Below are 23,494 nucleotides of genomic sequence, written 5' to 3' on the forward strand. Positions count from 1 at the left end.
AATCCCTCCGGAGGGCCTTGCGCAGCCCCGCCGGGGACAATACCGTTTGGTCTCAAACGATAGCCGCGCGAAAGGCTGGCCCCCGGGTGAGTGAAGCGCATGGAACATCCCGGAGCGGAGCCTCCGGGCAGCACGGGAACTTACGGGTCGCGGAGACCGTCGACGCCCTGCGAGAGGCCGGTACCGACGTCGTCCGCGTCGTCTATCCCGACCTCATCGGCGCCGACCGGGGCCGGGACATCCTCGTCGGCCAGCTGCCGAACGCCTGCGGCCACGGCCTCTCCTTCTGCCGCGCCGTCTACCACACCACCCCGCGCGGCGACGTCGTCCCCGTCACGGGCGGACTCGACGCCGGCCTCCCCGACGTCTCCGTACGCCCCGACCTGGACACCCTGCAGCCGCTGCCCTGGGAACCCGGCGTCGCCTGGTGCATCGGCGACACCCACGACCCGGCGACCGGCGAGGCCGCCCCGGAGTCACCCCGCGCCCTGCTGCGCCGGGTCCTGGACCGCGCCGCCGAGTACGCGGGCACCCCGGTCACCCCCGTCGTCGGCCCCGAGCTTGAGTACTTCCTCTGCGACGCCGACCCCGCGTCCGCCACCGGCTGGTCCCTCTACGGCGGCGCGACCGGGAACGTATACAGCGCGGGGCGGCGCGGCGACCCGGACGGCCATCTCCTGCGCACCCTGCGGCAGTTGGCCGACCTCGGCATCGGCGTCATCGCGGGCAACCACGAATTCGACGGCGGACAGTTCGAGATCAACCTCGACCACTCCGCCGCCCTGGACGCCGCCGACCGCGCCTTCCGGTTCAAGGCCGCCGTCAAGGAGACGGCCCGCCGCGAGGGCCGCCTCGCGACGTTCATGGCCAAACCGTTCAACGGCCTCGGCGGCTCCGGCTTCCATCTGCACATCTCGCTCGTCGACGCCGCCGGACGCAACCTCTTCGAGGACGCGGGCGCCCCCGACGGCCTCTCCGCGACCGCCCGGCACGCCATCGCCGGCCTGCTGGCCCACGCACCCGCTCTCGGCGCCCTGCTGAACCCCACCGTCAACTCGTACAAACGCTTCGGACCCGACACGCTCGCCCCCTGGCTCATCGACTGGGGGCTCGACAACCGCAGCGCGATGCTCCGCATCCCGCCCGAGCGGGGCGCCGGAACCCGCCTGGAGCTGCGGCTCGGCGACGCCTCGGCCAACCCGTACCTGGCCGTCGCCGGCGCCGTCGCCGCCCTGCTCATCGGCGTCCGCGACAAGCTGGAGCCGCCCGCGCCCCTGGAGGGCTACGGCTACCAGGAGGACTCCGCGCCCCGCCTCCCCGGCACGCTCGACGCGGCCCTCGACGCCCTGGAGGCCGACGAGGCGCTCACCGGCCTGCTCGGCGACGGCTTCACCGGCGCGTTCCTCACGTACAAGCGCAATGAACTCGAACGCTTCCACCAGCACATCACCGACTGGGAGTTCACGGAGTACGCCTTCCTCATCTGACCCTCCCCCTCTCCCAGGCAGGAGTACGTCCCATGCGTACGGTCACGAGCGCCGCGCCCCTCGCCCTCTCCGACGTCGACCTCAGCGACAACGACCGGTTCACCGACGCCACCCTGCCCTGGCGGATGTTCGACGTGCTGCGCCGCGAGGACCCCGTGCACTGGCAGCCCGAGCCCGCGCCCAACTCCGGCTTCTGGGCGGTCACCCGGCACGCGGACATCGTGCGCGTCGACCGCGACCCGGAGACCTTCACCTCGGAACGGTTCACCAACCTCGAAGAGGTCGACGAGGACTACATCGCGCTGCGCCGCTCCCTCCTGGAGACCGACGGACTGCGCCACCGCGCGCTGCGGCTGATCCTCCAGAAGCAGTTCACGCCGCGCTCCGTCGCGACGTACGAGACCTTCCTGCGCGGGCTGACCGCCCGCACCCTGGACGCGGCGCTGCCCAAGGGCAGCTTCGACTTCGTACGGGAGATCTCCGCCGACTTCCCGATCAACGTGCTCGCGCGGATGCTCGACGTACCGGAGAAGGACACCCAGCAGCTCATCGACTGGGGCAACCGGATCATCGGCAACACCGACCCCGACTACGCCGACGTCCTCCTGGAGAGCGCGGAGAGCGACCAGTTCCGCAATCTGCCCTTCCGCTCCCCCGCCGCGCTCGAAGTCTTCGCCTACGGAAGGGAGTTGGCGGCGAAACGACGCGGCGGGTCCGGCACGGACCTGGTGAGCGCGCTGGTCAACAGCTCGCCCAAGGACGGCGTCCCGCTCTCCCCCACCGACTTCGACAACTACTTCCTGCTGCTCGTCGTCGCGGGCAACGAGACGACCCGGCACGCGATATCCCACTCCATGCTCGCGCTGATCGACCACCCGGAGGAGCGCGCCAAGCTCACCGCCGACCCCTCGCTCATCCCCGGCGGCGTCGAGGAGTGCCTGCGCTGGGCCTCGCCCGTCTACCACTTCCGGAGGACGGCCACGCGTGACGTGGAGCTGGGCGGCAAGCTGATCAGGGAGGGCGACAAGGTCGTGCTCTGGTTCGCCTCCGGCAACCGCGACGCGGACGTCTTCCCCGACCCCTACCGCTTCGACGTGACCCGCGAGAACATCGACCACGTCACCTTCGGCAAGGGCAGCCCGCACTTCTGCCTCGGCAACTCCCTGGCCCGCCTGGAGATGCGGGTCATGTTCGAGGAGCTGCTTCCGCGCATCGCGGACATCCGCGTGACGGGCGAGGTGCGGCGCGTACGGTCGAACTTCGTGAACGGCATCAAGGAGCTGCCGGTCGAAGTCACCCTGCGCTGAAGCCTGAAGCCTGAAGCCGGTTCAGCCGCCGGAGGTGTCCAGCTCGGCGTCCTCGCTGATGCCCGAGCAGTCGTAGGGGTCCTTCAGCCAGCCGTCGGGCAGGACCACGCGGTTGTTGCCCGACGTACGCCCGCGCGGTCCGTCGGCGCCGGCCGGCCACTGCTGGTCGAGGTCCAACTCGCCGAGCCCGTCCTCCAGTTCGGCGAGGGACGAGGTGATCGCGAGCCGCTTGCGCATCTCGGAGCCGACCGCGAAGCCCTTCAGGTACCAGGCCACGTGCTTGCGGAAGTCGATGACGCCGCGCGCCTCGTCGCCGATCCACTCGCCGAGCAGCGTGGCGTGCCGCAGCATGACCTTGGAGACCTCGCGCAGGTCCGGGGCCTTGGGCGCGCCCGTCCCCTCGAAGGCGGCGACGAGATCCCCGAAGAGCCAGGGCCGCCCGAGGCAGCCACGCCCCACGACGACACCATCACATCCGGTCTCGGCCATCATCCGCACCGCGTCGGCGGCCGACCAGATGTCGCCGTTGCCGAGCACCGGGATCTCCGGGACGTGCTCCTTGAGCCGGGCGATGGCCTCCCAGTCGGCGGTCCCGCCGTAGTGCTGGGCGGCCGTGCGGCCGTGCAGCGCGATGGCCGTGACGCCCTCCTCGACGGCGATGCGGCCCGCGTCGAGGAAGGTGATGTGCTCGTCGTTGATGCCCTTGCGCATCTTCATGGTCACCGGCAGGTCGCCCGCCCCGCTGACCGCTTCCTTCAGGATCGCCCGCAGCAGGGGCCGCTTGTACGGCAGCGCGGAGCCGCCGCCCTTGCGGGTGACCTTGGGGACGGGGCAGCCGAAGTTCAGGTCGATGTGATCGGCAAGGCCCTCCTCCGCGATCATGCGGACCGCCTTGCCGACGGTGGCCGGGTCGACGCCGTACAGCTGGATGGACCGGGGCTTCTCGGTCTCGTCGAAGTGGATCAGCTGCATGGTCTTGTCATTGCGCTCGACCAGCGCCCGCGTCGTGATCATCTCGCTGACGAAGAGACCCTTGCCGCCGGAGGCGGCATTCTTCGGGGGACGACCCCCGGACCCCCAGCCGTCGCCTTCGGCGAATTCCCTGCACAGCGTCCGGAACGGCGCGTTCGTGATGCCCGCCATGGGGGCGAGCACGACGGGCGGCTGGACGGTGTGCGGGCCGATCCGCAAGGGCGACGGCAGGGGCTGGGACATCGGGTCTCTCCGAGACGTGACAGACGGCGTGGCGTACGGCGTGACATACGGGCGGTGGAGCGGGGCAGGCCCCCGTCAGGCGGGGGGGCAAGTCTCCATTGTCCCTCACTCCCCGAACCGCTCCGCCAGGCCCTCCAAGGCCTGGGCCACTGTTGGCGGGCACCCCGCCCGGCCCGCCCCGCATTCATCGGCATGGGCCGCTCGTGGCCCTGGCGGATGCCGATGACACCGATCATGAAGCGTGCGTGCGCTGGTACGACAGCATCACCTTCGGGAGACGGCACGGCGGACGGCCGAGCGGTTCGAGACGGCCGCTGCTACCGGTCCGCGGGGACCGCCTGCGGATACAGCGCCTTCGGGTCGCCGCTCAGCGCGGCCTTGAGCTGCACGCTGGCGTCGTCGGCGAGCACTTCGAAGGCGCGGGCCTCGACCCCGTCGAGGGCACTGCGTACGACGTCGGCGGGATCGTTCTTCACGATCCCCGCGTTGTCCCACCCGGCCATCATGTCCGTGTCGACGCTGCCGACGACGAGGCCGGTCACCTCTGTCCTCTGTTCGGCGAGTTCGAGCCGCACGCCGTTGGTCAGGTTCCAGGCGGCGGCCTTGGCGGCGGCGTACGCGTTGGAGCCGTCGTACGCGGCCCAGGAGAGCGCGGACAGGACGTTGAGGACGGCGCCGCCGCCGTTGCGGCCGAGGACGGGAGCGAAGGCACGGATGGTGTTCAGCGGCCCGAAGAAGTTCGTCTCCATCTCCAGCCGGATCAGCTCCATGTCCCCCGCGACGAGGTTCTGCCGGGTCAGCGTCCCGGCGTTGTTGACCAGCAGCGTGACGTCCTGCGCGGCGTCAGCGGCGGCGGCGACGGACGCGGGGTCGGTCACATCGAGCCGCAGCACCTCGACACCCGGGATGTCGACGCGCTCCGGGGTGCGGGCGGTGGCGTAGACCTTGGCGGCGCCGCGATCGAGGAGCTGCCGGGCGAAGTGCCGGCCCATGCCGCGGTTGGCGCCGGTGACGAGGGCGGTGCAGCCGGGAATCTTCATGGGGTGCCTCCTGGCAGGCGGGGTGTCGGTCGCTTGCGGGGCCACGCAAGAACCTGACGCTAACGTCAGAGGCAAGTGCCGTCACCGGCCGTCGAGCGGGCGTCGAGGAGACCTCATGCGCATCGGCGAACTCGCCGCCGGACATTACGCTCGCGCCATGACCGCGACTTGGGAACCCACGGCACCCGGCGTACTGCGACTCCCCTCAGGACGGCTCATCCGCGGCCGCGGCCTGCGCCACCCACTCCCGGAGGGTCCGACACCCGACTTCGCCCTCTACCTCCTCGGCAAGGAGCCCCCGTCCTTCGCGTGGGAGTCCCGCTGGCTCCGCTGGCCGGACTTCCGCCTGCCGAGCGACCGCACGCGGACGGCGGCCGCGCTTCGGGAGGCGCTGGAACGCGCGGGGAGCGAGCGCGTGGAGGTGGCGTGCGGCGGCGGCCAGGGCCGTACGGGCACGGCCCTGGCGTGCATCGCGGTGCTCGACGGGGTGCCGGGCGACGAGGCGGTGGCGTACGTGCGGGAGCACTATGCGCGGCGGGCGGTGGAGACGCCGTGGCAGCGGGGGTTCGTGCGGCGGTTCCGGTGAACGGGGGCAGTGAACGGGGGCAGTGAACGGGGGCCGGTGGCCGCTGGTCAACGGACCCGGTCGTAGACCATGGCGAGCTCGCCCAGCTCGCCGGTCTTCTGGTGGCTGAGCTGCCACTTCGTACCCGGCAGTCCGTCGTCGAACAGCCGCTGCCCGCCGCCCGCGATCTCGGGAAAGATCATGAGGTACAGCCGGTCGACGAGGTCTGCCGCGAGGAGCGGCTTGATGACGCTGGGGCTGCTGTTGACGAGGATGTCGCCATCGCCGGTGGCCTTGAGTTCGGCGACGACGTCGGCGGCGGGGGCGTTGACGATGCGGGTCCGCTCCCACGGCGCTTCGGTCAGGGTGGTGGAGAGGACCACCTTCTCCGTGCCGACGAGCCACTTCGCGTAGGCGCGGTCACGCGGGTCGGCGTTGTCGTCCTCGGCGACCGGGGACCAATACCCCAGGAATCCCTCGGCGTTGCCCCGGCCGAGGAGGGCGGTCGTCGCGGTCTCCCAGGTACGGGTGAGCTGGTCCCGCGCGACCTCGGAGGTCACGTACGGAAGGAACATGCCGAAGTCACCGGGCCCGCCGGGCCCGTGATAGCGCCCGTCGAGGGAGAGGCTGAGGTTGGCGGTCACTGTGCGGGGGCTCGAGCCACTCATTCCGTACTCCTGATGTCGTTGGTGTCGATTTCGTTGCTGCCGATTTCGTTGCTGTGGCTGTCCGCGGCGATGGCTGCCGCGAGCTTGTCGAGGCTCTGCCCGAAGCCGATCTCGATGCCCGCGATGAAGTCGGCGGAGTCGACGGTGCTGTCGGCGATCCGCCACCGGACGTCGAGTTCCGTGCCGCTTTCGGCGGGCCGCAGCTCCAGGCCGACGTGGGCGGTGAAGGCACGGCTGCCGTCGGGGAGCAGCGGGGAGAGCCGGTAGGCGAGGCGTTCGCCGGGGCGGGCGTCGACGACGCATCCCTCGGCGCGCCCGACGACCAGGTCGGAGCCGTCGGCGTCCTCGATGTCGCGGTACTCGTGGACGATGCGCCCGCCTTCCCGGGCCTCGAAGACGAGTTGGGAGACGCGGAGGTCGTCGGGAGTCCACCAGTGGGCGAGCAGGGACGGCTCGGTGAGGTGCCGCCACACGAGCGCGGCCCGTCCCGCGAGCGACCGGTGGAAGGCGAACGACCGCCCGTCGGCCCAGCCCGCGTCCGCGGCGGCGGCGCGCTCTGCGTCGAGGCTCGCCCCGTAGCGGTCATACGTCGTGTGGGAGCCGCCGCTTTGTTCCGCGGTGTCGGCGAGCGCGCCGAGCGCGGCAGCGAGGTCTCTGAGCGGGGCGCCCCGGAGCGCGTAGATGCGGCGCTGCCCGGAGCGCCGGGAAGTGACGAGGCCGGCGCGCTCCAGTGTCTGGAGATGCTTGGTCGTCTGCGGCTGACGCGCCTCGGCGAGCTGAGCGAGCACCCCGACGGAGCGGGGTCGCTCAGCCAGCAGGCTCACGAGCCGCCAGCGGGCCGGGTCGGCGAGGGCGGAGAGGAGTGCGTCCATGGGTCGAAGTATTCCGCACAAAGAATATTCGAGTCAAGGAATACGCGTTAGGGAGCCGCCCGCCAGAGCCGCCCGCCCCCTAACGCAGGAAGAGGCTCTGCCCGCCCACCCCACACACGACAGACGGATGCCCGGCCCCCGCCTGAAGAGGGCCGGACATCCGGCCATGAGGGCCTGGCGTGCGGGTCAGGCCTTGGGGTTGCGGTGCCAGTTGCCCTTCTTGCAGGTGTCTCCGCTGCCCAGCACGTCGTCCTTGCACACGACGACGCGGGCGTACTTGACGTTGAAGCCGTCACTGAACCCCGGGTGGGTCTCCTTGATGCCCCCGTTGCCGCAGGTCTCGTCCTCGGGGCGGGCCTCTCCGGTGATGACCGCGCCGTCCGACCCCTTGAACTGCATGAAGGCGAAGGCGTCGTCGCCGTCGCGGCAGCTCTTGTCCTTCACATAGAACTTGACCTTGCTGGTCGAACCCGGGCCCTTCCACTTCCACTTGGCGGACGCGTAGCCGTAGCCGGCGCTCGACTTGGAGTACCCGGACGTACCCCTGACCTCCGGCTCGGCCCCGGCCGCAGCCTGGGCGGTCGTCACGCCACCTGCCGTGAGCACGGCCGCGGCCGCGACGACACCGACGCGAACAAGGCCCTTCCCCGTCACCATCATGTCTCTCCGTTCCGATCACGCCGAGCTGGTCGGGTTCGGCGTTTCCCCGTGTACACCTCAAGGTCGGGGATGCGGGTGGCAGTGGGCCAGATGTTTCGGCTGTGCCCGAATGGCGACGACGGAAGGCACTCCCCCTCCCCGCCCAGCAACCCCAGGAATGACAAAAATGGAAATCTGTTATCTGTCATGGCATGATTGATACATGCGCACACTCACCCTCGGAACAACCGGCCCCCAAACCTCCCCCCTCGGCCTCGGCGCCATGGGCATGTCCGCCCTCTACGGCGACGCCGACCGCACCGAATCCATCGCCACCATTCACGCCGCCCTCGAAGCCGGCGTCACCCTCATCGACACCGGTGACTTCTACGCCATGGGGCACAACGAGATGCTCATCGGCGAAGCCCTCCGCTCCGCGCCCGCCGCCCGGCGCGAACAGGCGCTCACCAGCGTCAAGTTCGGTGCCCTGCGTGACCCGGACGGAGGCTGGTCCGGGTATGACGGGCGGCCCGCCGCCGTCAAGAATTTTGCCGCGTACTCGCTCCAGCGCCTCGGCGTCGACCACATCGACGTCTACCGCATCGCCCGCATCGACCCCACCGTCCCCGTCGAGGAGACCGTCGGCGCCATCGCCGAGCTCGTCGAGAAGGGGTACGTCCGGCACATCGGCCTCTCCGAAGTCGGCGCCGACACCATCCGGCGCGCCGCCGCCACGGCACCCATCTCCGACGTACAGATCGAGTACTCCCTCATCTCACGCGGCATCGAGGCGGAGATCCTGCCCACCGTCAGCGAGCTGGGCATCGGCATCACCGCGTACGGCGTGCTCTCCCGCGGCCTCATCTCCGGGCACTTCACCCGCGACCGCAAGCTGGACGCCGGGGACTTTCGTGCCATGAGTCCCCGCTTCCAGGGGGAGAACCTCGACCGGAATCTCGACCTCGTCGACGCCCTGCGCAAAATCGCAGACCAGAAGGGTGTCAGCGTCGCGCAGACCGCCATCGCCTGGGTCCTCGCCCAAGGCCCGCGGCGCGATGCCACCATCGTCCCGCTCGTCGGCGCCCGCCGCCGCGACCGCCTCGCCGAAGCCCTCGGCGCGCTCGACGTGACGCTGGACGACGCCGACCTCGCCGCGATCGAGCTCGCCGTCCCCGCGGGCGCCGCGTCCGGCGCGCGCTATCCGGAGGCACAGATGGCACACCTCGACAGCGAGCACTGATCCATCCCAGGTACGGTCACTGTCATGGCAACGACCCTGACCCCCGAGCGCATCCTCGAAGCGACCGAGGAGATGCTGCGCCGCCACGGCTCGGCGAAGGCCACCGTGGTGGACGTGGCCCGCGCGCTCGGAGTCAGCCATGGCACGGTCTACCGCCATTTCCGTACGAAGGCGGCGCTGCGCGAGGCCGTCACCAAGCGGTGGCTGGACCGTACGACGGGCGAGCTGACGCTGGTCGTCGAGGACCGCTCGGTCTCCTCCGACGTCCGGCTCCGCCGCTGGTTCTCCGCGCTGTTCGCCGCCAAGCGCCGCAAGGCGGGCGACGATCCGGAGCTGTTCGCGACGTACGAGGTGCTGCTCGGCGAGAGCAGTTCCGTCGTCGAGGCGCATATCGGCGAGCTGGTGGCCCAGTTGGAGATCATCCTTGAAGAGGGCGTTCAGCGCGGCGAGTTGACGTCCCCGCACCCCGACACGGCTCTGGCCGCCCGCGCGCTCTTCGACGCCACCAACCGCTTCCACGACCCGGCGTACGCCCCCGAGTGGGCCAAGCCCGGCATCGAACCCGCCTTCACGGCCGTGGTCGACCTGGTGCTGCACGGCCTGCGGCCTTAGCGCTCCTGGCGACTCCCTGATCGCCTGGCCGGGCCACACCGTCCGCGCGCCGCGCTAAGGAACCGAAGGATCCACCGTCGCCTGATGCTCCTCGGCGAGGTGTTCCTCCGCCTTGAGCCACGGCAGGAACTGGACTTTCCGGGCCCAGCCGCAGGTGTCGCAGGTCAACTGCCGCTGCACACCGGCCTTTTGCACGCGCACGACGTGTTCGCGCCCGTGCTGGTCCCATCTGCTGACCTTGCTCGTGGTCATCGAAGGCATGGCGAACAGTGTGCAGCAGAAGCCCCCGGCTCCGTACCCGGAACCGGGGGCTTCTTTCAAGCTTCACTCGGTGAACGCCGAAGTGTCAGCAGGCCTCAGCAGGCGCGAACAGACCTCGTCAGCAACCCACCAGCCGCGCCGCCAGGTAGCCCTCGATCTGGTCGAGGGAGACCCGCTCCTGCTTCATCGAGTCACGCTCGCGCACCGTCACCGCGTTGTCGTCCAGGGTGTCGAAGTCGACCGTCACGCAGTACGGCGTACCGATCTCGTCCTGACGGCGGTAGCGGCGGCCGATGGCGCCCGCGTCGTCGAACTCGATGTTCCAGTTCTGGCGCAGGGCGGTCGCCAGGCCCTTGGCCTTGGGCGACAGCTCCGGGTTACGGGAAAGGGGCAGCACCGCGACCTTCACCGGGGCGATGCGGTGGTCGAAGCGCATGACCGTGCGCTTCTCCAGCTTGCCCTTGGCGTTGGGCGCCTCGTCCTCGATGTACGAGTCGAGGAGGAAGGCGAGCATCGTGCGGCCGACGCCGGCCGCGGGCTCGATGACGTACGGAGTCCAGCGCTCGCCGGCCTCCTGGTCGAAGTAGGACAGGTCCTGGCCCGACGCCTTGGAGTGCGCGGACAGGTCGTAGTCCGTGCGGTTGGCGACGCCCTCCAGCTCGCCCCACTCGCTGCCGCCGAAGCGGAAGCGGTACTCGATGTCAGCGGTGCGCTTGGAGTAGTGGGAGAGCTTCTCCTTCGGGTGCTCGTACCACCGCATGTTCTCCTCGCGCAGGCCCAGGCCGGTGTACCAGTTCCAGCGCTGCTCCATCCAGTACTCCTGCCACTTCTCGTCCTCGCCCGGCTTGACGAAGAACTCCATCTCCATCTGCTCGAACTCGCGGGTCCGGAAGATGAAGTTGCCGGGCGTGATCTCGTTGCGGAAGGACTTGCCCATCTGCGCGATGCCGAACGGCGGCTTCTTGCGCGAAGTCTGCTGGACCTGGGCGAAGTTGGTGAAGATGCCCTGCGCGGTCTCGGGGCGCAGGTAGGCGACGGAGCCGCTGTCCTGCGTGGGGCCGAGGTGCGTGGCGAGCATGCCCGAGAACTGCTTGGGCTCGGTGAACTGGCCCTTCGTGCCGCAGTTGGGGCAGTTGATGTCGGCGAGGCCGTTCTCCGGCACGCGGCCGTGCTTGGCCTCGTACGCCTCTTCCAGGTGGTCGGCGCGGTGCCGCTTGTGGCAGGAGAGGCATTCGGTGAGCGGGTCGGAGAAGGTCGCGACGTGGCCGGAGGCCTGCCAGACCTCGCTCGCCAGGATCACCGACGAGTCGATGCCGACGACGTCCTCGCGCGAGGTGACCATGTAGCGCCACCACTGGCGCTTGAGGTTCTCCTTCAGCTCTACGCCGAGGGGCCCGTAATCCCAGGCGGCACGCTGGCCGCCGTAGATCTCACTGCACGGGTAAACAAAGCCACGGCGCTTGCTCAGGCTGACGATGCTGTCGATCTTGTCGGCGGCCACGGTGCTCTCTTCATTACGACGACGGAATTGGAAAGGGGCGGCGCGAAGCGCCTCGTTGGGGGGTGGTGGTCGGGAGACGGGCGGGCGAATGGTTCAGGTTACCGGCGGCCAGGGCCCCCTAATCAAATCGGTTCCGGTCAGCTGCCCGGCCGGACACTCCGCGGGGTACCCGGCAGGCGGCTAGTTGACAATCGTTTCCAGATTTGTTGAAAATGAGTGTCATGAACGTACGCCGCCTGATACCCGCCGCAGCCATCGCCTCCGCCACCATCCTCGGCCTGACGGCCCTCACCGCCTGCTCCACCTCCGACGCGGCGGACAAGGACGGCGACGGCAAGCTGAACGTGGTGGCGTCGTTCTACCCCATGCAGTTCCTGGCCCAGGAGATCGGCGGCAAGCACGTCTCCGTCGACACGCTGACCAAGCCGGGCGTCGAGCCGCACGACCTGGAGCTCAGCCCGAAGCAGACCGCGTCGCTCGGCGAAGCGGACATGATCCTCTACCTCAAGGGCATCCAGCCCGCCGTCGACGACGCCATCGGCCAGTCCGGCGTGGAGAACACCGTCGATGCCGCGACCCTCACCAAGCTGGAGAAGCACGGCACGGGCGTCGGCCACGACCACGGCCACGGCCATGAAGAAGAGGGCCACGAGGAAGAGGGCCACGAAGAGGAAGGCCACGAGGGCGAAGCCGGTGCCGATCCGCACGTCTGGCTCGACCCCGTGAAGTACGCCGAGGTCGCCGAGGGAGTCGGCAAGGCGATGGAGAAGGCCGACCCCGACCACGCGGCGGCGTACAAGAAGAACACCAAGGACCTGGTCAAGAAGCTCGACGGGCTGAACACGAAGTTCGAGGACGGCCTGAAGGACACGAAGACCAAGACCTTCATCACCACGCACTCCGCCTTCGGCTACCTCGCCGAGCGCTACGGCCTGGACCAGGAGGGCATCGCCGGCATCGACCCCGAGTCGGACCCGAGCCCCGCCCGCATCAAGGAGCTCCAGGAGATCGCCAAGGAGGACGACGTGTCCACGGTGTTCTTCGAGACGCTCGCCAGCGACAAGACCGCCAAGACCCTCGCCACCGACGCGAACCTGAAGACGGACGTCCTGGACCCCCTGGAGGGAATCACGGACAAGTCCGAGGGCGATGACTACATCGAGGTCATGGAGTCCAACCTCGCCGCGCTGCAGAAGGCGCTCGGCGCGAAGTGACACGACAGGCATCGGCAGCATTGGAGGCGCCCGCCATGGAAGCCATGGAAGCCACGGAATCCACGTCCGCGGCGGACACCCCGCCCGTCATATCCGTGCGGGCGGCCGCGGCCACCCTCGGCGCGCGCCCGGTGCTGCGCGGCATCGACCTCGCCGTCCGTCGCGGCGAGGTCGTCGCCCTGCTCGGCGCGAACGGCTCGGGCAAGTCCACCGCCGTCCGCTCGGTCATCGGCCAGGTCCCGCTCACCAGCGGCGAGATAAGCCTCTTCGGTACGCCGCTGAAGCGCTTCCGGCAGTGGGCACGCATCGGCTATGTCCCGCAGCGCACGACGGCCGCCAGCGGCGTCCCGGCGACGATCCGCGAGGTCGTCTCGTCCGGCCGCCTTTCGCGTACGAAGCTGTCGAAGCTCGGTTGGACGACGAAGGCGGACCGCGCGGCCGTGGACCGGGCGATCGAGCTCGTCGGGCTCTCCGACCGCGCCAGGGACTCCGTGAGCGCGCTCTCCGGCGGCCAGCACCAGCGGGTGCTGATCGCCCGCGCGCTGGCCTCCGAGCCCGAGCTGCTGATCATGGACGAGCCGATGGCGGGCGTCGACCTGGCGAGCCAGGAGATCCTCGCCGAGACGCTGCGTGAGCAGGTCGCGGCCGGTACGACGGTCCTGCTCGTCCTGCACGAGCTGGGCGCGCTGGAGCCGCTGATCGACCGCGCGGTGGTGCTGCGCGACGGCTGTGTGACGCACGACGGCCCGCCGCCGAAGGCGGTAGGCCAGCACGCCCTGCCCGGCCACGACCACGTACATCCGCACTCGGCCGACGAGCACGAGCCGATCCGCACGGGACTGCTGACCTGATCATGGAAATCCTTGAGACCGCATTCATGCAGCGGGCGCTGATCGCCGCCGTCCTCGTCGGCATCACGGCCCCCGCCATCGGCATCTATCTGGTCCAGCGCCGGCAGGCGCTGATGGGCGACGGCATCGGGCACATCGCGATGACGGGCGTCGGCCTCGGCTTCCTGCTGAACTCCAGCCCCGTCTGGATGGCCACGCTTGTCTCCATCGCGGGCGCGGTGACGATGGAGCTGATCAGGGCGTACGGGAAGACGCGCGGCGACATCGCGCTCGCGATGCTGTTCTACGGCGGCATGGCGGGCGGTGTGCTGCTGATCAACCTCTCGGACACCGGCTCCAACGCGAACCTGTCGTCGTACCTGTTCGGCTCGCTGTCGACGGTCTCGGACTCGGACGTCACGGCGATCTGCCTGCTGGCCGCCTTTGTGGTCCTGGTCACGGTCGGCCTGCGCAAGCAGCTGTTCGCGGTGAGTCAGGACGAGGAGTTCGCGCGGGTCACGGGTCTTCCCGTGCGGGCGCTGAACCTGCTGATCGCGGTCACGGCAGCCGTGACCGTCACCGTCGCGATGCGCGTCGTCGGGCTGCTCCTGGTGAGCGCGCTGATGGTGGTGCCGGTCGCGGCGGCGCAGCAGATCACCCGGTCCTTCAAGGTGACGTTCGTGCTGTCGGTGGTCATCGGTACGGCCGTGACGCTGTCCGGTACGGCCACGTCGTACTACGAGGACGTGCCGCCCGGCGCGACGATCGTCCTGATGGCGATCGGCGTCTTCGTGGTCCTGACGGCGCTCGCGGCGCCTTTGGCCCGGCGCAGGGCCCGGGCGCTCGCCAGGGCCGAGGCCGCGACCTGCACGGCGGAGGTCCCCGACCCCCGGCGCTCGACCGACAAGGCCACCGTCTGAGGACGAGCTGGCACAATGGCCCCACGGGATACGACAGATGTGCGGGCGATCGTGCGAGTTTTCAGTTGAGGAGGCACCTGTGACAACAGCTGCGGGACCCCCGGTACGAGGTCGGTCCACCAGGCAGCGCGCCGCGGTGGCGGCGGCCCTGGGCGAGGTGGACGAGTTCCGCAGTGCGCAGGACCTGCACGACATGCTGAAGCACAAGGGCGATTCGGTCGGCCTGACGACGGTCTACCGCACGCTCCAGTCGCTCGCGGACGCGGGCGAGGTCGATGTGCTGCGCACGGACGAGGGCGAGTCGGTCTACCGCCGCTGCTCCACCGGCGACCACCACCATCACCTGGTCTGCCGGGTGTGCGGCAAGGCGGTCGAGGTCGAGGGCCCGGCCGTGGAGAAGTGGGCCGAGACGATCGCCGCCGAGCACGGGTACGTGAATGTGGCGCACACGGTCGAGATCTTCGGTACGTGCGCGGAGTGCGCGGAGGCTGCCGCAAAGAAGCAGTGACCTGAACTACCTGAACGCGCTGTGGGCCCCGCACCGGATCCGGTGCGGGGCCCACAGCGCGTTCAGGGTCCGGGAACCGCGATCAAGTCCTCGCGATCAAGTTCCCACGATCAACTCTCCGCGATCTGCTGCTCGTTGGGGATCGCGCCGCCGAAGCGGCGGTCGCGCGAGGCGTACTCGAGGCACGCCCGCCACAGGTCGCGCCGGTCGAAGTCCGGCCACAGCACGTCCTGGAACACCATCTCGGCGTACGCGCTCTGCCACAGCAGGTAGTTGGAGGTGCGCTGCTCGCCGCTGGGCCGCAGGAACAGGTCGACGTCCGGCATGTCCGGGTAGTACAGATACTTGGCGAAGGTCTTCTCGCTGACCTTCTTCGGGTCGAGCCGCCCGGCCTTCACGTCCTCGGCGAGCGCCTGCGCGGCGTCGGCGATCTCGGCCCGCCCGCCGTAGTTCATGCAGAAGTACAGCGTCAGCTTGTCGTTGCCCTTGGTCTGCTCCTGGGAGATCTCCAGCTCCTTGGCGACCGACTTCCACAGCTTGGGCATACGGCCCACCCAGCGCACCCGGATGCCGAGTTCGTCGAGCTGGTCGCGGGTCTTGCGGATGAAGTCGCGGTTGAAGTTCATCAGGAACTTCACCTCGTCCGGGGACCGCTTCCAGTTCTCGGTGGAGAAGGCGTAGAGCGAGATCGCCCCGACGCCCATCTCGATGCCGCCCTGCAGCACGTCGAGGACGCGCTCGGCGCCGACCTTGTGGCCTTCGGTGCGGGGCAGACCGCGGTCCTTGGCCCACCGGCCGTTGCCGTCCATGACGATCGCCACGTGCTCGGGCACCAGCTCGCCGGGGATCTTCGGCGGCTTGGCGCCCGAAGGGTGCGGCTCGGGGACCTTGTACTCCCGCTCACGGCGGGACCGCCCGAGGATTCCGCGTCGTGACACTGCCATGGGGGTCTCTCCTAGCTAGCTTCAGTTCTTCTCTACGTACCGCAGTGAACGCAGTCCGCGCTCCAAGTGCCAGTGCAGGTAGGCGGAAACGAGTCCGCTGCCCTCCCTGGCGTGCCGCGCCTCGCACGCGTCCGCCGTCTCCCAGTCGCCGGTGAGCAGCGCGCCGAGCAGCGTGAGCGCCTCCGCCGACGGTACGACGCTGCCGGGCACCCGGCAGTCGACGCAAATCGAGCCGCCGGCGGCGACCGAGAAGAAGCGGTTGGGTCCCGGCATGCCGCATTTCGCACAGTCCGTGAAGCTGGGCGCGTAGCCGTTCACGGCGAGGGACCGCAGCAGGAAGGCGTCGAGGATGAGATGCGGCTCGTGCTCACCGCGGGCGAGGGTCCGCAGCCCGCCCACGAGCAGCAGATACTGCTGCACGGCGGGCTCACCCTCATGATCCGTGAACCGCTCGGCGGTCTCCAGCATGGCGGTCCCGGCGGTGTACCGCGCGTAGTCGGTCACGATCCCGCCACCGTACGGAGCGATGGTCTCACTCTGCGTGCACAACGGCAGCCCGCGCCCGATCAGTTCGCTCCCGCGCGCGAAGAACTGCACGTCGACGTGCGAAAACGGCTCAAGCCGCGCCCCGAACTTGGACTTGGTCCGCCGCACCCCGCGGGCCACGGCACGCACCCGCCCGTGCCCGCGGGTGAGGAGCGTGATGATGCGATCGGCCTCACCCAGCTTCTGGGTGCGCAGCACGATGCCGTCATCACGGAACAGACTCATGGGTTCATTCTCGCGTACGTCACGGGTGCGGCGGCCCGGGGCCACTTTCCAGGGTCCGGTTCACCACATATGCCCCGAACCGGATCCGATCGCCGGCTGAGCCTCAAGGGACTTCGCCCCGGCTCCGGGCATTCGCATACGCGGTGGCGGCGCTGAGCCTCTCCGAGGTGGTGGCCGACCGGAGCGCGTCCGGCGTGCAGTCCCACTCCCTTCCGCCGCCGAAGGGGCGCAGCTGGACGTAGGGGCCTTCGTGGCCCATGACTCTGCCCACCTCTCCGGTGCGGGTGTCCACTGCGTACGCACCGATCGGCAGCGCGTTCATGGCGCCACCCCCAGCGCGGCGGTGAGGCGCGCCGCCGTGTCGACGCGGACTCCCCCCAATTCGATGAGCGGGCAGGGGGCTTCACGGGCCAAGGATGTCGGGTCGATCCGCAGTGACGGCAAAGTAATTCCCGCTCGCGCGAGTGCGGCGCGCAATTCCTTCATGGTCTCCTCCGCCTCTTCGACACATACCTGGGCGTGTGCCTTGTTCTCAGCCATCGGGTGGTTCCCCTTTACCGTCGGATCTCACTCTTCGCATCCCTACGGTGACTGAATCCACCTACAATCGGCAGGAGTCTGTCTCCTACAACTACGGGGCAGGGACTGGGGGTTGGCCATGGCCAATGGTTCCCACGGGTCGCGGCAGGCGGCTTGGGAGTTCTTCGGGGCCGAGTTGAAGCGGCGGCGGGAGGACGCGGGACTTACGCAGTCGGCGCTGGGGACGGCTGTTTTTGTTTCCGGCGGATACATCGGCCAATTCGAACAGGCAATTCGTAAGCCGCAGTTGGACGTTGCGGAGAGGATCGACGGGGTCCTGCAATCCGATGGCTTTTTCGAGCGGATGTGCCGCAAGCTGATCGATGACAGGCGGTACGCGGATTATTTCGCGGCGGTCGTGGAGCTTGAGGCGTTGGCCACGCGTATCTGCGAGTTCGCGCCGACGCTGATCCCCGGCCTGCTGCAGACCGCCGCGTACGCACGGGCGGTGACCATCGCGGCCAACCCGTTCGTCATGGATGAGTACGTGGACGACATCGTCACCGCCCGGCTGGAGCGGGCCGGCATCCTCAGGGACGCTACAAGGCCCGAGTATTGGGTTGTGCTGCACGAGAACGCGCTGTACATCCCGGTCGGCGGTCCGGCCGCCATGGCGCAGCAACTGGACTACGTGGCGCGGCTGATGCGGGAGCGGCAGGCGTTGGTGATGGTGCTTCCGTACGACGCGGGGGCGCATGCCACGATGGGCGGGATGCTGACCCTCATGGACTTCGAGGACGCCCCGCCAACCGCCTATACAGAGACCTCGTTTTCGGGAACCCTCGTCGACGAACCGGCAGTGGTGATGCGCGCACAGCGCGCATACGATCTGCTCAGGGGCGCCGCACTGTCGCCGGAGGCGTCCCTCGCCCTGGTCGAATCGGCGGCTGAGGACTACAGACGATGCACGAGTACGACCTGAGCAACGCCCGCTGGCGCAAAAGCAGCTACAGCAACGGCGAAGGCGGCAACTGCGTCGAGATCGCCCATGCCTTCCCAGGCGCCGCCCGCTGGCGCAAGAGCACGTACAGCAACGGCGAAGGCGGCAGCTGTCTCGAAGTGGCCGACGGTATCCCCGGCATCATCCCCGTCCGCGACAGCAAGAACCCCCAAGGCCCCGCCCTCCTCATCCGCCCGGAGGCCTGGTCCGCGTTTGTGGCGGGGGTGCGGCGCGCCTAGCCCCGGAGAGCGCCGCGCGGCCGGTCCGGGTTGCTGATTGTTTCCCAGGGGGCCAGGTTCCAGGGGCTTGTGCGGTTCGCCGGGTCCAGGAGCGACCGCAGGTGCGTGTCCGACACCGCCTGCGGCGCCGGCAGGCCCTCGCCGTCGACGCGGGCCGCCAGGTTGTCCCGCCAGACCTGCCGGCCCAGCAGGTAGTGGTCCGCGTACTCCTGCCATGACGCGTACGTTCCCGCCACCGCCGGGACGATGTTCTTGAGCAGGTTCCACGCGTCCGCCTCCGTCAGCATTCCGCAGGCGAAGCCACGCCGTGAGATGTCGACGTACAGGGCCACGTCCCATGCCAGCGGGGCCACGCCCAGGCGCCGCTGGACCATCGTCCGGTAGCCGGTGCGGGCCAGGCCGCCCAGGCGGCCGAGCAGCTGCTCGGGCGTCGTGATCTCCCACTGCTCGGCCAGCCAGGCCCTGGCCTTGCCGTCGTCGACGCGGGTGAACGGGTACAGCGTCGTACGCGAGGCGTCCTTGTCCCGGCTGACCGGCGCGGCCAGCGACACCATCCACAGCTGGTGCATGGTGAGGACCGCCGGGTACTTGGACTCGACCTTCGGCTTGCTCCACTTCTTCCATATCGCCATGCGCCCGCACCCTACGTCAGGGCAGTTTGTACGCCCGGAAGCGCAGGCCCCTGACCTCCGCGTGGAGGTCGACCACGGGGTCGACGAAACCGGCGGCCTCCAGGCGGGCCGGTAGCGTCTGCGGGTCCACGGTGTTCATCGTGTCCAGGAGGTGCAGCAGCCTGAAGCGCAGGCTGGGCAGGCTGTCGCTGCCCGCGAAGACGCCGCCGGGCCGCAGCACGCGGAACGCCTCGGCGAAGATGCCGTCCTGCTGGGCGTCGGTCGGCACGTGGTGCAGCATCGTGAAGCAGACCACGGAGTCGAACGTGCCGTCCTCCAGCGGCAGGTCCGCGCCGTCCGCGTGCAGGATGCGGGCCCGCTCGCCCCACTGCCGCCGCAGCAGCCCCGCCGTGTCGCCGTCGATCTCCACGGCGGTGAGGCTGGGCACCTGGTCGACGAGTACGCGGAGATTGGCGCCGTATCCGGAGCCGATCTCAAGAACGTCCTCGCCCAGTTCGACGTCGTCGAGGGCCCAGGGCAGGAGCCGGTCCTTCACGGCCTGCGCCCACTTCTCGGAGCTGCACAGCTTGCGGTGTACTCGGTTCATCGGCATACGACGATGCTTGCGCCGGCCCCGCGCTGTCCGCCACGGGCTAGGCTGCCGTCCCATGTCGCAGACCGGACACGACCGCCCGGCCGCCGCTCCCCTTCCGACCGCGCTCTTCGTCGGGGACTTCACGATGCCGCGCGGCTTGAAGTTCCCCACGCACTACCACCCGTGGCATCAACTGGCCTGGTCCGCACAGGGGTTGCTGCGGATCAGGACCGACACCGGCGCCTGGCTGCTGCCGCCGACGCTGGCGCTGTGGATCCCGGCAGGGCTCCCGCACGCGACGGAGGCGGCCGGCGACACGGTGATGCGCTGCCCGTACATCGAGCCGGAGCACTGCCCCGAGACGGTGGCCGCCTGGACGCGGCCCACGGTCCTGACGGCCGGCCCACTGCTCCAGGCCCTGATCGACCACCTGCTCCGCACCGATCTGGACGTGGGCGAGCGGTCACGGGCGGAACGGGTCCTGCTCGACGTGCTCCACCCCGTCCCCGTCACCAGCATCTCCGTCACCGAGCCGAGGGACCCGCGGGCGAGGGAGGTGGCGCAGGCTCTCGCCGCCGACCCCTCCGACGGCCGTCCCCTGGCCGAATGGGGCCGCACCGTCGGCGCGAGCGCCCGCACGCTCGCCCGGCTCTTCTCCGCAGAGACGGGCCTCGCGTTCGGGCAGTGGCGCGAACAGCTGCGCATGCAGGCCGCGATGCCGCTCCTCGCGGACGGCATGACGATCGAGGCGGTGGCGGCGCGGGTCGGCTACGCGTCGGCCAGTTCGTTCGTGGCGGCGTTCCACCGGATCGTGGGGCTCACGCCGCGCCAGTATTTCCCGGTGCGGCAGCGGGGAGCGCGGGGTTAGCGTGGGCCATGCCCGAACTCCAGCGCCTGCGCCCCGACCACGCCCCCGCCCTGCTCGCCTTCGAGCGGGAGAACCGGGCGTACTTCGCCCGGTCGGTCCCGGACCGGGGCGACGCGTACTTCAGTGAATTCGACGGCCGCCACGCCGCCCTCCTCGCCGAACAGGCCACCGGGGTCTGCCACTTCCATGTGCTGGTGGGCGACGGCGGCGAGATCCTCGGCCGGGTCAATCTGGTCGACGTGACGCCGGACGGCGAGGCGGATCTTGGCTACCGCATCGCTCAGAGCGCCGCGGGCCGCGGCCTCGCCACCCGTGCCGTACGCCAGATGTGCCAGCTGGCGGCCGACGCGTACGGCCTGCGGACGCTGCGGGCGGAGACGACGCTGGACAACCCCGGCTCGCAGGCGGTCCTCTCCCGCACGGGCTTCGAGCGGGACGGCGAGCTGGAGCTCGACGGCAGGGCGGGAGTCCGCTACGTACGCCGACTGCGTACCGCCCCCTGACGGGCACGGCCTCAGCCCACCCCCCGCGTCTCCTGCCCCGACCGCGCCTCGATCCCCCGGAAGTGGTCCGCCATCGCCCGCTGCGCGCCGGCCACGTCGCGTGCCCGCAGTGCTGTCACGATGGCGCGGTGCCGGCTCACCGTCACGTCCGGGGCCGGGTCGCTCGACCAGCCGCGGACGCCCGCCACCCGGTGGAAGACGTTCCAGAACGCGCTCAGGAGCTGTGGCACCAGTTCGTTGCCCAGTGAGCGGTACAAGGTCTCGTGGAACTCGCGGTCGAGCTCGGGAAACGCCGCCCCCTCCCCCGCCGCCGCCTCCATCTGCCCGACCAGCGCCTCCAGTCGGCACAGTTCCTGGTCCGTGAGGAGCACCGCGACGCGGCGGATGAGTCCCTCCTCCAGGACCTCGCGGAGTTGCAGGATCTCCGCCAGCGCGTGGCTGTCGTCGGCGAGTTGGACCAGCGTACGGAAGGTCAGCCCGTCCGCGAGGGGGGTCAGGGACGCCTGGCCGACATAGGTGCCGTAGCCGTGTCTGATCTCCACTATGTCCAGGGCCTGGAGTGCCTTCAGCGCCTCCCGCACCGAGTTCCTGCTGACGCCGAGCGCTTCCATCAGCTCGGCTTCGGTGGGCAGCAGGGCGCCCGGCCGAAGTCTCCGGTCGAGGATCAACTGCATGACTGAGCGCTGGACTTGGCTGCCCACGCGCCGTTCACGGACTGGCTCCTGAGGCATGCGGCACATCGTAGGCACGGATGACATCCCACGTCCCACCTCCGGACCAACATCGTTGGGAGGGGGCCGGATTCGGATCCGTGCGCGATCTCTTGACCGGCCCCCGCAGCGCTCTTATGGTCGCCACGCCACTACGACGTAGGACGTGGGATCTCTCAAGGGAGACACAGTGAGCGACTTGAAGACCAGCCTCGCGAGGATCGGCTCCACCGGCTCCGCACCCGACCGCCGCTCCTTCCTCAAGTACACCGGTGCCCTCGGCGCGGCCGCCGCCATCACCACCACGCTCTCCGCCTGTTCGTCGGGGCCCGAGTCGACCAATGAGGCCGGAGGGGGCGGCGGCAAGGGCGGCGATTCCACGCTGACCGCCGTCATCGGGTATGGCAACGACGGCAGTTGGGACCCGACGCAGACCGCGTCCGCGTTCGCGATGGCCGGCAACGAACACATCTATGAAGGCCTGCTCAACACCGACCCCATCAGCCGCGAGCCCTACGCCGCGCTCGCCACCGAGATCCCCGCCGACCCCAAGGCGACCACCTGGAAGTTCACGCTGCGGCCCGGCGCCAAATGGCACGACGGGAAGCCCGTCACCGCCGACGACGTCGTGTTCGTGTTCGAGCGGATCCTCGACCCGAAGACCCAGACGCTCGCCAAGGGCTTCTTCGAGAGCTGGCTCAAGGAGGTCAAGAAGGTCGACGCGACCAGCGTCGAGATGACCCTCAAGTTCCCCTTCCCTGACGGGATCGCCCGGCTTTCGCTCGCCAAGATCATGCCGAAGCACGTCTTCTCCAAGCCCGGCGCCTGGGACGAGGCGACCAAGGGCAAGGCGATCGGCTCGGGCCCCTACAAGCAGGCCTCGCACCACCCGAAGTCCAACACCACCTTCGAGGCCTACGACGACTACAACGGGCCCCGCAAGGCCGCCTTCAAGAAGATGAACTGGCTGACCATCGTGGACGCCGCGCCCCGCGTCGCGAAGATCTCCGGCGGCAGCGCGGACGCGGAGATCTCGGACAACATCCCGTACGCCAACATCGAGCAGCTCAAGAAGGGCGGGCTGACCGTCGAGGGCGGGGCGGGCATGAACAACCTGTTCCTGATGTTCAACACCGCGCACAAGCCCTTCGACGACGTCCGCGTGCGGCAGGCCCTGCACTACGCCATCGACACCGAGAAGATGATCGAGGTCGCCCTCAAGGGGCACGGAAAGGCCTCGACGTCGTTCCTCAACGAGTCCAACCCCACCTACCGGCCCGCCAAGACGGTCTACGCGTACGACCCGAAGAAGGCGAAGAAGCTGCTCGCGGAGGCGGGCGTCAAGGACCTTGAGATCAACCTCATGGCGGTGAACGTCAGTTGGATCGTCGACTGCCTGCCGACCATCAAGGCCTCGTGGGACGCGATCGGCGTCAAGACGACGCTCGACCCGCAGGAGACCACCGCCGTCTTCACCAAGATGGACCAGAAGAAGGACTACCAGATCGTCGCCGCCGCCTCGAACCCCAACCAGTTCGGGATCGACGCCGACCTGATCATGCACTACAACTACGGGCCCGAGAACCTGTGGATGGGGTATGCCCGCTGGGCGGACGACCCCATCGCCAAGAAGCTCTTCAAGGACATGGACCAGGCGACCCGCGAACCCGACACGGGCAAGAAGAAGACGATGGTCCAGGACTACATCGACACCGTCGCCGAACAGGCGGTGATCTACCCGGTCGTCCACAACGAGCTGATGACCGCCTGGGACCCGAAGAAGCTCACCGGCATCAAGGCCCAGCCGTATCCGGGGATCAACCTCCTCCAGGCCAAGTGGGCCGAGTAGGCATCT

At 69.4% G+C, this 23,494-nt stretch carries 28 protein-coding genes; 14 read left to right on the plus strand and 14 right to left on the minus strand.

Translation table 11 applies throughout. From position 1 onward, the window contains the following. The first annotated feature begins 167 nt into the window (after nt 1-167). Entirely contained in the window at nt 168-1,487 is a 1,320-nt protein-coding gene (locus tag ACIBKX_RS04230; protein ID WP_363277602.1) for a glutamine synthetase family protein, read from the plus strand. Between the two features lie 32 nt (nt 1,488-1,519). Beyond that, complete coding sequence (locus ACIBKX_RS04235) at nt 1,520-2,794, plus strand: cytochrome P450 (RefSeq protein WP_363277583.1); 1,275 nt, start codon at nt 1,520-1,522, stop codon at nt 2,792-2,794. A gap of 21 nt (nt 2,795-2,815) precedes the next feature. Here ACIBKX_RS04235 and dusB read toward each other — a convergent pair whose 3' ends face one another. Then, entirely contained in the window at nt 2,816-4,009 is a 1,194-nt protein-coding gene (gene dusB / locus ACIBKX_RS04240) for a tRNA dihydrouridine synthase DusB (RefSeq protein WP_363277582.1), read from the minus strand. 317 nt (nt 4,010-4,326) lie between these two features. Next, nucleotides 4,327-5,049: an SDR family oxidoreductase gene (locus tag ACIBKX_RS04245; RefSeq protein ID WP_363277581.1), complete on the minus strand. Its 723-nt coding sequence runs from the start codon at nt 5,047-5,049 to the stop codon at nt 4,327-4,329. A gap of 157 nt (nt 5,050-5,206) precedes the next feature. Between ACIBKX_RS04245 and ACIBKX_RS04250 the strand changes: the two genes are divergently transcribed. Continuing rightward, on the plus strand, nt 5,207-5,635 hold the full coding sequence (locus ACIBKX_RS04250) for a protein-tyrosine phosphatase family protein (protein WP_363277580.1): 429 nt from the start codon (nt 5,207-5,209) through the stop codon (nt 5,633-5,635). Nucleotides 5,636-5,682: 47 nt separating this feature from the next. Here ACIBKX_RS04250 and ACIBKX_RS04255 read toward each other — a convergent pair whose 3' ends face one another. From ACIBKX_RS04255 to ACIBKX_RS04265, 3 genes are all read right to left on the minus strand, one after another. Further along, nucleotides 5,683-6,282: a dihydrofolate reductase family protein gene (locus tag ACIBKX_RS04255; protein WP_363277579.1), complete on the minus strand. Its 600-nt coding sequence runs from the start codon at nt 6,280-6,282 to the stop codon at nt 5,683-5,685. Next, nucleotides 6,279-7,154, minus strand: coding sequence for a metalloregulator ArsR/SmtB family transcription factor (locus ACIBKX_RS04260; RefSeq protein ID WP_363277577.1), 876 nt, complete (start codon nt 7,152-7,154; stop codon nt 6,279-6,281). The genes ACIBKX_RS04255 and ACIBKX_RS04260 overlap by 4 nt, the downstream gene beginning before the upstream one ends. A 186-nt stretch (nt 7,155-7,340) precedes the next feature. After that, nucleotides 7,341-7,814 carry a hypothetical protein gene (locus tag ACIBKX_RS04265; protein WP_363277575.1) on the minus strand — a complete coding sequence of 158 codons (474 nt, stop codon included), beginning with the start codon at nt 7,812-7,814 and terminating at the stop codon, nt 7,341-7,343. Between the two features lie 202 nt (nt 7,815-8,016). Here ACIBKX_RS04265 and ACIBKX_RS04270 point away from each other — a divergent pair, with 202 nt between their 5' ends. After that, the gene (locus ACIBKX_RS04270; RefSeq protein WP_363277574.1) at nt 8,017-9,033 is read left to right on the plus strand and encodes an aldo/keto reductase; all 1,017 of its coding nucleotides are present in this window, start codon (nt 8,017-8,019) and stop codon (nt 9,031-9,033) included. 24 nt (nt 9,034-9,057) lie between these two features. After that, on the plus strand, nt 9,058-9,645 hold the full coding sequence (locus ACIBKX_RS04275) for a TetR/AcrR family transcriptional regulator (RefSeq protein ID WP_363277573.1): 588 nt from the start codon (nt 9,058-9,060) through the stop codon (nt 9,643-9,645). Between the two features lie 54 nt (nt 9,646-9,699). On the opposite strand, the gene ACIBKX_RS04280 is transcribed toward ACIBKX_RS04275, so the two are convergent. Next, complete coding sequence (locus tag ACIBKX_RS04280) at nt 9,700-9,906, minus strand: hypothetical protein (RefSeq protein WP_363277572.1); 207 nt, start codon at nt 9,904-9,906, stop codon at nt 9,700-9,702. 118 nt (nt 9,907-10,024) lie between these two features. Then, nucleotides 10,025-11,407: a glycine--tRNA ligase gene (locus tag ACIBKX_RS04285; RefSeq protein WP_363277571.1), complete on the minus strand. Its 1,383-nt coding sequence runs from the start codon at nt 11,405-11,407 to the stop codon at nt 10,025-10,027. 221 nt (nt 11,408-11,628) lie between these two features. Between ACIBKX_RS04285 and ACIBKX_RS04290 the strand changes: the two genes are divergently transcribed. Genes ACIBKX_RS04290 through ACIBKX_RS04305 form a run of 4 tightly spaced genes read left to right on the plus strand, consistent with a single transcriptional unit; the run spans nt 11,629 to nt 14,879 of the window. Then, nucleotides 11,629-12,621: a metal ABC transporter substrate-binding protein gene (locus tag ACIBKX_RS04290; RefSeq protein WP_363277570.1), complete on the plus strand. Its 993-nt coding sequence runs from the start codon at nt 11,629-11,631 to the stop codon at nt 12,619-12,621. Between the two features lie 35 nt (nt 12,622-12,656). Then, nucleotides 12,657-13,472, plus strand: coding sequence for a metal ABC transporter ATP-binding protein (locus ACIBKX_RS04295; protein WP_363277569.1), 816 nt, complete (start codon nt 12,657-12,659; stop codon nt 13,470-13,472). A 2-nt stretch (nt 13,473-13,474) separates the two neighbouring features. Then, nucleotides 13,475-14,371, plus strand: a complete 897-nt coding sequence (locus ACIBKX_RS04300) for a metal ABC transporter permease (protein WP_363277568.1) — start codon at nt 13,475-13,477, stop codon at nt 14,369-14,371. A 37-nt stretch (nt 14,372-14,408) separates the two neighbouring features. Further along, nucleotides 14,409-14,879, plus strand: a complete 471-nt coding sequence (locus ACIBKX_RS04305; protein WP_363277567.1) for a transcriptional repressor — start codon at nt 14,409-14,411, stop codon at nt 14,877-14,879. A gap of 110 nt (nt 14,880-14,989) precedes the next feature. Here the strand turns inward: ACIBKX_RS04305 and ACIBKX_RS04310 are convergent, their stop codons facing one another. The 4 genes from ACIBKX_RS04310 to ACIBKX_RS04325 form a co-directional block, all read right to left on the minus strand. Beyond that, nucleotides 14,990-15,817, minus strand: coding sequence for an isoprenyl transferase (locus ACIBKX_RS04310; RefSeq protein WP_399375668.1), 828 nt, complete (start codon nt 15,815-15,817; stop codon nt 14,990-14,992). A gap of 27 nt (nt 15,818-15,844) precedes the next feature. After that, nucleotides 15,845-16,594, minus strand: coding sequence for a DNA repair protein RecO (gene recO, locus ACIBKX_RS04315; RefSeq protein ID WP_363273437.1), 750 nt, complete (start codon nt 16,592-16,594; stop codon nt 15,845-15,847). A gap of 103 nt (nt 16,595-16,697) precedes the next feature. Beyond that, nucleotides 16,698-16,916 carry a hypothetical protein gene (locus ACIBKX_RS04320; RefSeq protein ID WP_363273436.1) on the minus strand — a complete coding sequence of 73 codons (219 nt, stop codon included), beginning with the start codon at nt 16,914-16,916 and terminating at the stop codon, nt 16,698-16,700. Continuing rightward, on the minus strand, nt 16,913-17,134 hold the full coding sequence (locus ACIBKX_RS04325; protein ID WP_363273435.1) for a hypothetical protein: 222 nt from the start codon (nt 17,132-17,134) through the stop codon (nt 16,913-16,915). Before ACIBKX_RS04325 ends, ACIBKX_RS04320 begins: the two co-directional genes overlap by 4 nt. A 118-nt stretch (nt 17,135-17,252) precedes the next feature. Between ACIBKX_RS04325 and ACIBKX_RS04330 the strand changes: the two genes are divergently transcribed. Next, nucleotides 17,253-18,095, plus strand: a complete 843-nt coding sequence (locus tag ACIBKX_RS04330) for a helix-turn-helix transcriptional regulator (RefSeq protein WP_363273434.1) — start codon at nt 17,253-17,255, stop codon at nt 18,093-18,095. Next, nucleotides 18,077-18,352 (plus strand): DUF397 domain-containing protein, encoded by a 276-nt coding sequence (locus tag ACIBKX_RS04335; protein WP_363273433.1) that lies wholly within the window; start codon nt 18,077-18,079, stop codon nt 18,350-18,352. The genes ACIBKX_RS04330 and ACIBKX_RS04335 overlap by 19 nt, the downstream gene beginning before the upstream one ends. On the opposite strand, the gene ACIBKX_RS04340 is transcribed toward ACIBKX_RS04335, so the two are convergent. Both ACIBKX_RS04340 and ACIBKX_RS04345 read right to left on the minus strand, forming a co-directional pair. Beyond that, the gene (locus ACIBKX_RS04340; protein WP_363273432.1) at nt 18,349-18,984 is read right to left on the minus strand and encodes a DUF1266 domain-containing protein; all 636 of its coding nucleotides are present in this window, start codon (nt 18,982-18,984) and stop codon (nt 18,349-18,351) included. The genes ACIBKX_RS04335 and ACIBKX_RS04340 overlap by 4 nt on opposite strands. Nucleotides 18,985-19,000: 16 nt before the next feature. Beyond that, nucleotides 19,001-19,576, minus strand: a complete 576-nt coding sequence (locus tag ACIBKX_RS04345) for a class I SAM-dependent methyltransferase (RefSeq protein WP_363273430.1) — start codon at nt 19,574-19,576, stop codon at nt 19,001-19,003. Nucleotides 19,577-19,631: 55 nt separating this feature from the next. Here ACIBKX_RS04345 and ACIBKX_RS04350 point away from each other — a divergent pair, with 55 nt between their 5' ends. Both ACIBKX_RS04350 and ACIBKX_RS04355 read left to right on the plus strand, forming a co-directional pair. Then, nucleotides 19,632-20,426: a helix-turn-helix transcriptional regulator gene (locus tag ACIBKX_RS04350; RefSeq protein WP_363273429.1), complete on the plus strand. Its 795-nt coding sequence runs from the start codon at nt 19,632-19,634 to the stop codon at nt 20,424-20,426. Nucleotides 20,427-20,434: 8 nt separating this feature from the next. Next, on the plus strand, nt 20,435-20,929 hold the full coding sequence (locus ACIBKX_RS04355; RefSeq protein WP_363273428.1) for a GNAT family N-acetyltransferase: 495 nt from the start codon (nt 20,435-20,437) through the stop codon (nt 20,927-20,929). A gap of 11 nt (nt 20,930-20,940) precedes the next feature. On the opposite strand, the gene ACIBKX_RS04360 is transcribed toward ACIBKX_RS04355, so the two are convergent. Continuing rightward, nucleotides 20,941-21,669, minus strand: a complete 729-nt coding sequence (locus ACIBKX_RS04360) for a FadR/GntR family transcriptional regulator (RefSeq protein WP_363273453.1) — start codon at nt 21,667-21,669, stop codon at nt 20,941-20,943. 160 nt (nt 21,670-21,829) lie between these two features. On the opposite strand from ACIBKX_RS04360, the gene ACIBKX_RS04365 reads away from it, so the two are divergent. Next, nucleotides 21,830-23,488 carry an ABC transporter substrate-binding protein gene (locus ACIBKX_RS04365; protein ID WP_363273427.1) on the plus strand — a complete coding sequence of 553 codons (1,659 nt, stop codon included), beginning with the start codon at nt 21,830-21,832 and terminating at the stop codon, nt 23,486-23,488. Nucleotides 23,489-23,494: the final 6 nt, after the last annotated feature.

Origin of the sequence: Streptomyces sp. NPDC050658, assembly GCF_044457025.1 — a bacterium.
GTDB lineage: Bacteria > Actinomycetota > Actinomycetes > Streptomycetales > Streptomycetaceae > Streptomyces.

Bases quoted from the DNA above. Each gene is read 5' to 3' on its own strand.
- ACIBKX_RS04245 (WP_363277581.1), bottom strand. From the start codon at position 5,049: ATGAAGATTCCCGGCTGCACCGCCCTCGTCACCGGCGCCAACCGCGGC.
- ACIBKX_RS04345 (WP_363273430.1), bottom strand. From the start codon at position 19,576: ATGCCGATGAACCGAGTACACCGCAAGCTGTGCAGCTCCGAGAAGTGG.
- ACIBKX_RS04360 (WP_363273453.1), bottom strand. From the start codon at position 21,669: ATGTGCCGCATGCCTCAGGAGCCAGTCCGTGAACGGCGCGTGGGCAGC.
- ACIBKX_RS04295 (WP_363277569.1), top strand. From the start codon at position 12,657: ATGGAAGCCATGGAAGCCACGGAATCCACGTCCGCGGCGGACACCCCG.
- ACIBKX_RS04290 (WP_363277570.1), top strand. From the start codon at position 11,629: ATGAACGTACGCCGCCTGATACCCGCCGCAGCCATCGCCTCCGCCACC.
- ACIBKX_RS04265 (WP_363277575.1), bottom strand. From the start codon at position 7,814: ATGATGGTGACGGGGAAGGGCCTTGTTCGCGTCGGTGTCGTCGCGGCC.
- ACIBKX_RS04235 (WP_363277583.1), top strand. From the start codon at position 1,520: ATGCGTACGGTCACGAGCGCCGCGCCCCTCGCCCTCTCCGACGTCGAC.
- ACIBKX_RS04350 (WP_363273429.1), top strand. From the start codon at position 19,632: ATGTCGCAGACCGGACACGACCGCCCGGCCGCCGCTCCCCTTCCGACC.
- ACIBKX_RS04320 (WP_363273436.1), bottom strand. From the start codon at position 16,916: ATGAACGCGCTGCCGATCGGTGCGTACGCAGTGGACACCCGCACCGGA.
- ACIBKX_RS04335 (WP_363273433.1), top strand. From the start codon at position 18,077: ATGCACGAGTACGACCTGAGCAACGCCCGCTGGCGCAAAAGCAGCTAC.
- ACIBKX_RS04260 (WP_363277577.1), bottom strand. From the start codon at position 7,154: ATGGACGCACTCCTCTCCGCCCTCGCCGACCCGGCCCGCTGGCGGCTC.
- ACIBKX_RS04270 (WP_363277574.1), top strand. From the start codon at position 8,017: ATGCGCACACTCACCCTCGGAACAACCGGCCCCCAAACCTCCCCCCTC.
- dusB (WP_363277582.1), bottom strand. From the start codon at position 4,009: ATGTCCCAGCCCCTGCCGTCGCCCTTGCGGATCGGCCCGCACACCGTC.
- ACIBKX_RS04250 (WP_363277580.1), top strand. From the start codon at position 5,207: ATGACCGCGACTTGGGAACCCACGGCACCCGGCGTACTGCGACTCCCC.
- ACIBKX_RS04300 (WP_363277568.1), top strand. From the start codon at position 13,475: ATGGAAATCCTTGAGACCGCATTCATGCAGCGGGCGCTGATCGCCGCC.
- ACIBKX_RS04280 (WP_363277572.1), bottom strand. From the start codon at position 9,906: ATGCCTTCGATGACCACGAGCAAGGTCAGCAGATGGGACCAGCACGGG.
- ACIBKX_RS04325 (WP_363273435.1), bottom strand. From the start codon at position 17,134: ATGGCTGAGAACAAGGCACACGCCCAGGTATGTGTCGAAGAGGCGGAG.
- ACIBKX_RS04330 (WP_363273434.1), top strand. From the start codon at position 17,253: ATGGCCAATGGTTCCCACGGGTCGCGGCAGGCGGCTTGGGAGTTCTTC.
- ACIBKX_RS04275 (WP_363277573.1), top strand. From the start codon at position 9,058: ATGGCAACGACCCTGACCCCCGAGCGCATCCTCGAAGCGACCGAGGAG.
- ACIBKX_RS04305 (WP_363277567.1), top strand. From the start codon at position 14,409: ATGTGCGGGCGATCGTGCGAGTTTTCAGTTGAGGAGGCACCTGTGACA.
- ACIBKX_RS04255 (WP_363277579.1), bottom strand. From the start codon at position 6,282: ATGAGTGGCTCGAGCCCCCGCACAGTGACCGCCAACCTCAGCCTCTCC.
- ACIBKX_RS04340 (WP_363273432.1), bottom strand. From the start codon at position 18,984: ATGGCGATATGGAAGAAGTGGAGCAAGCCGAAGGTCGAGTCCAAGTAC.
- ACIBKX_RS04355 (WP_363273428.1), top strand. From the start codon at position 20,435: ATGCCCGAACTCCAGCGCCTGCGCCCCGACCACGCCCCCGCCCTGCTC.
- recO (WP_363273437.1), bottom strand. From the start codon at position 16,594: ATGAGTCTGTTCCGTGATGACGGCATCGTGCTGCGCACCCAGAAGCTG.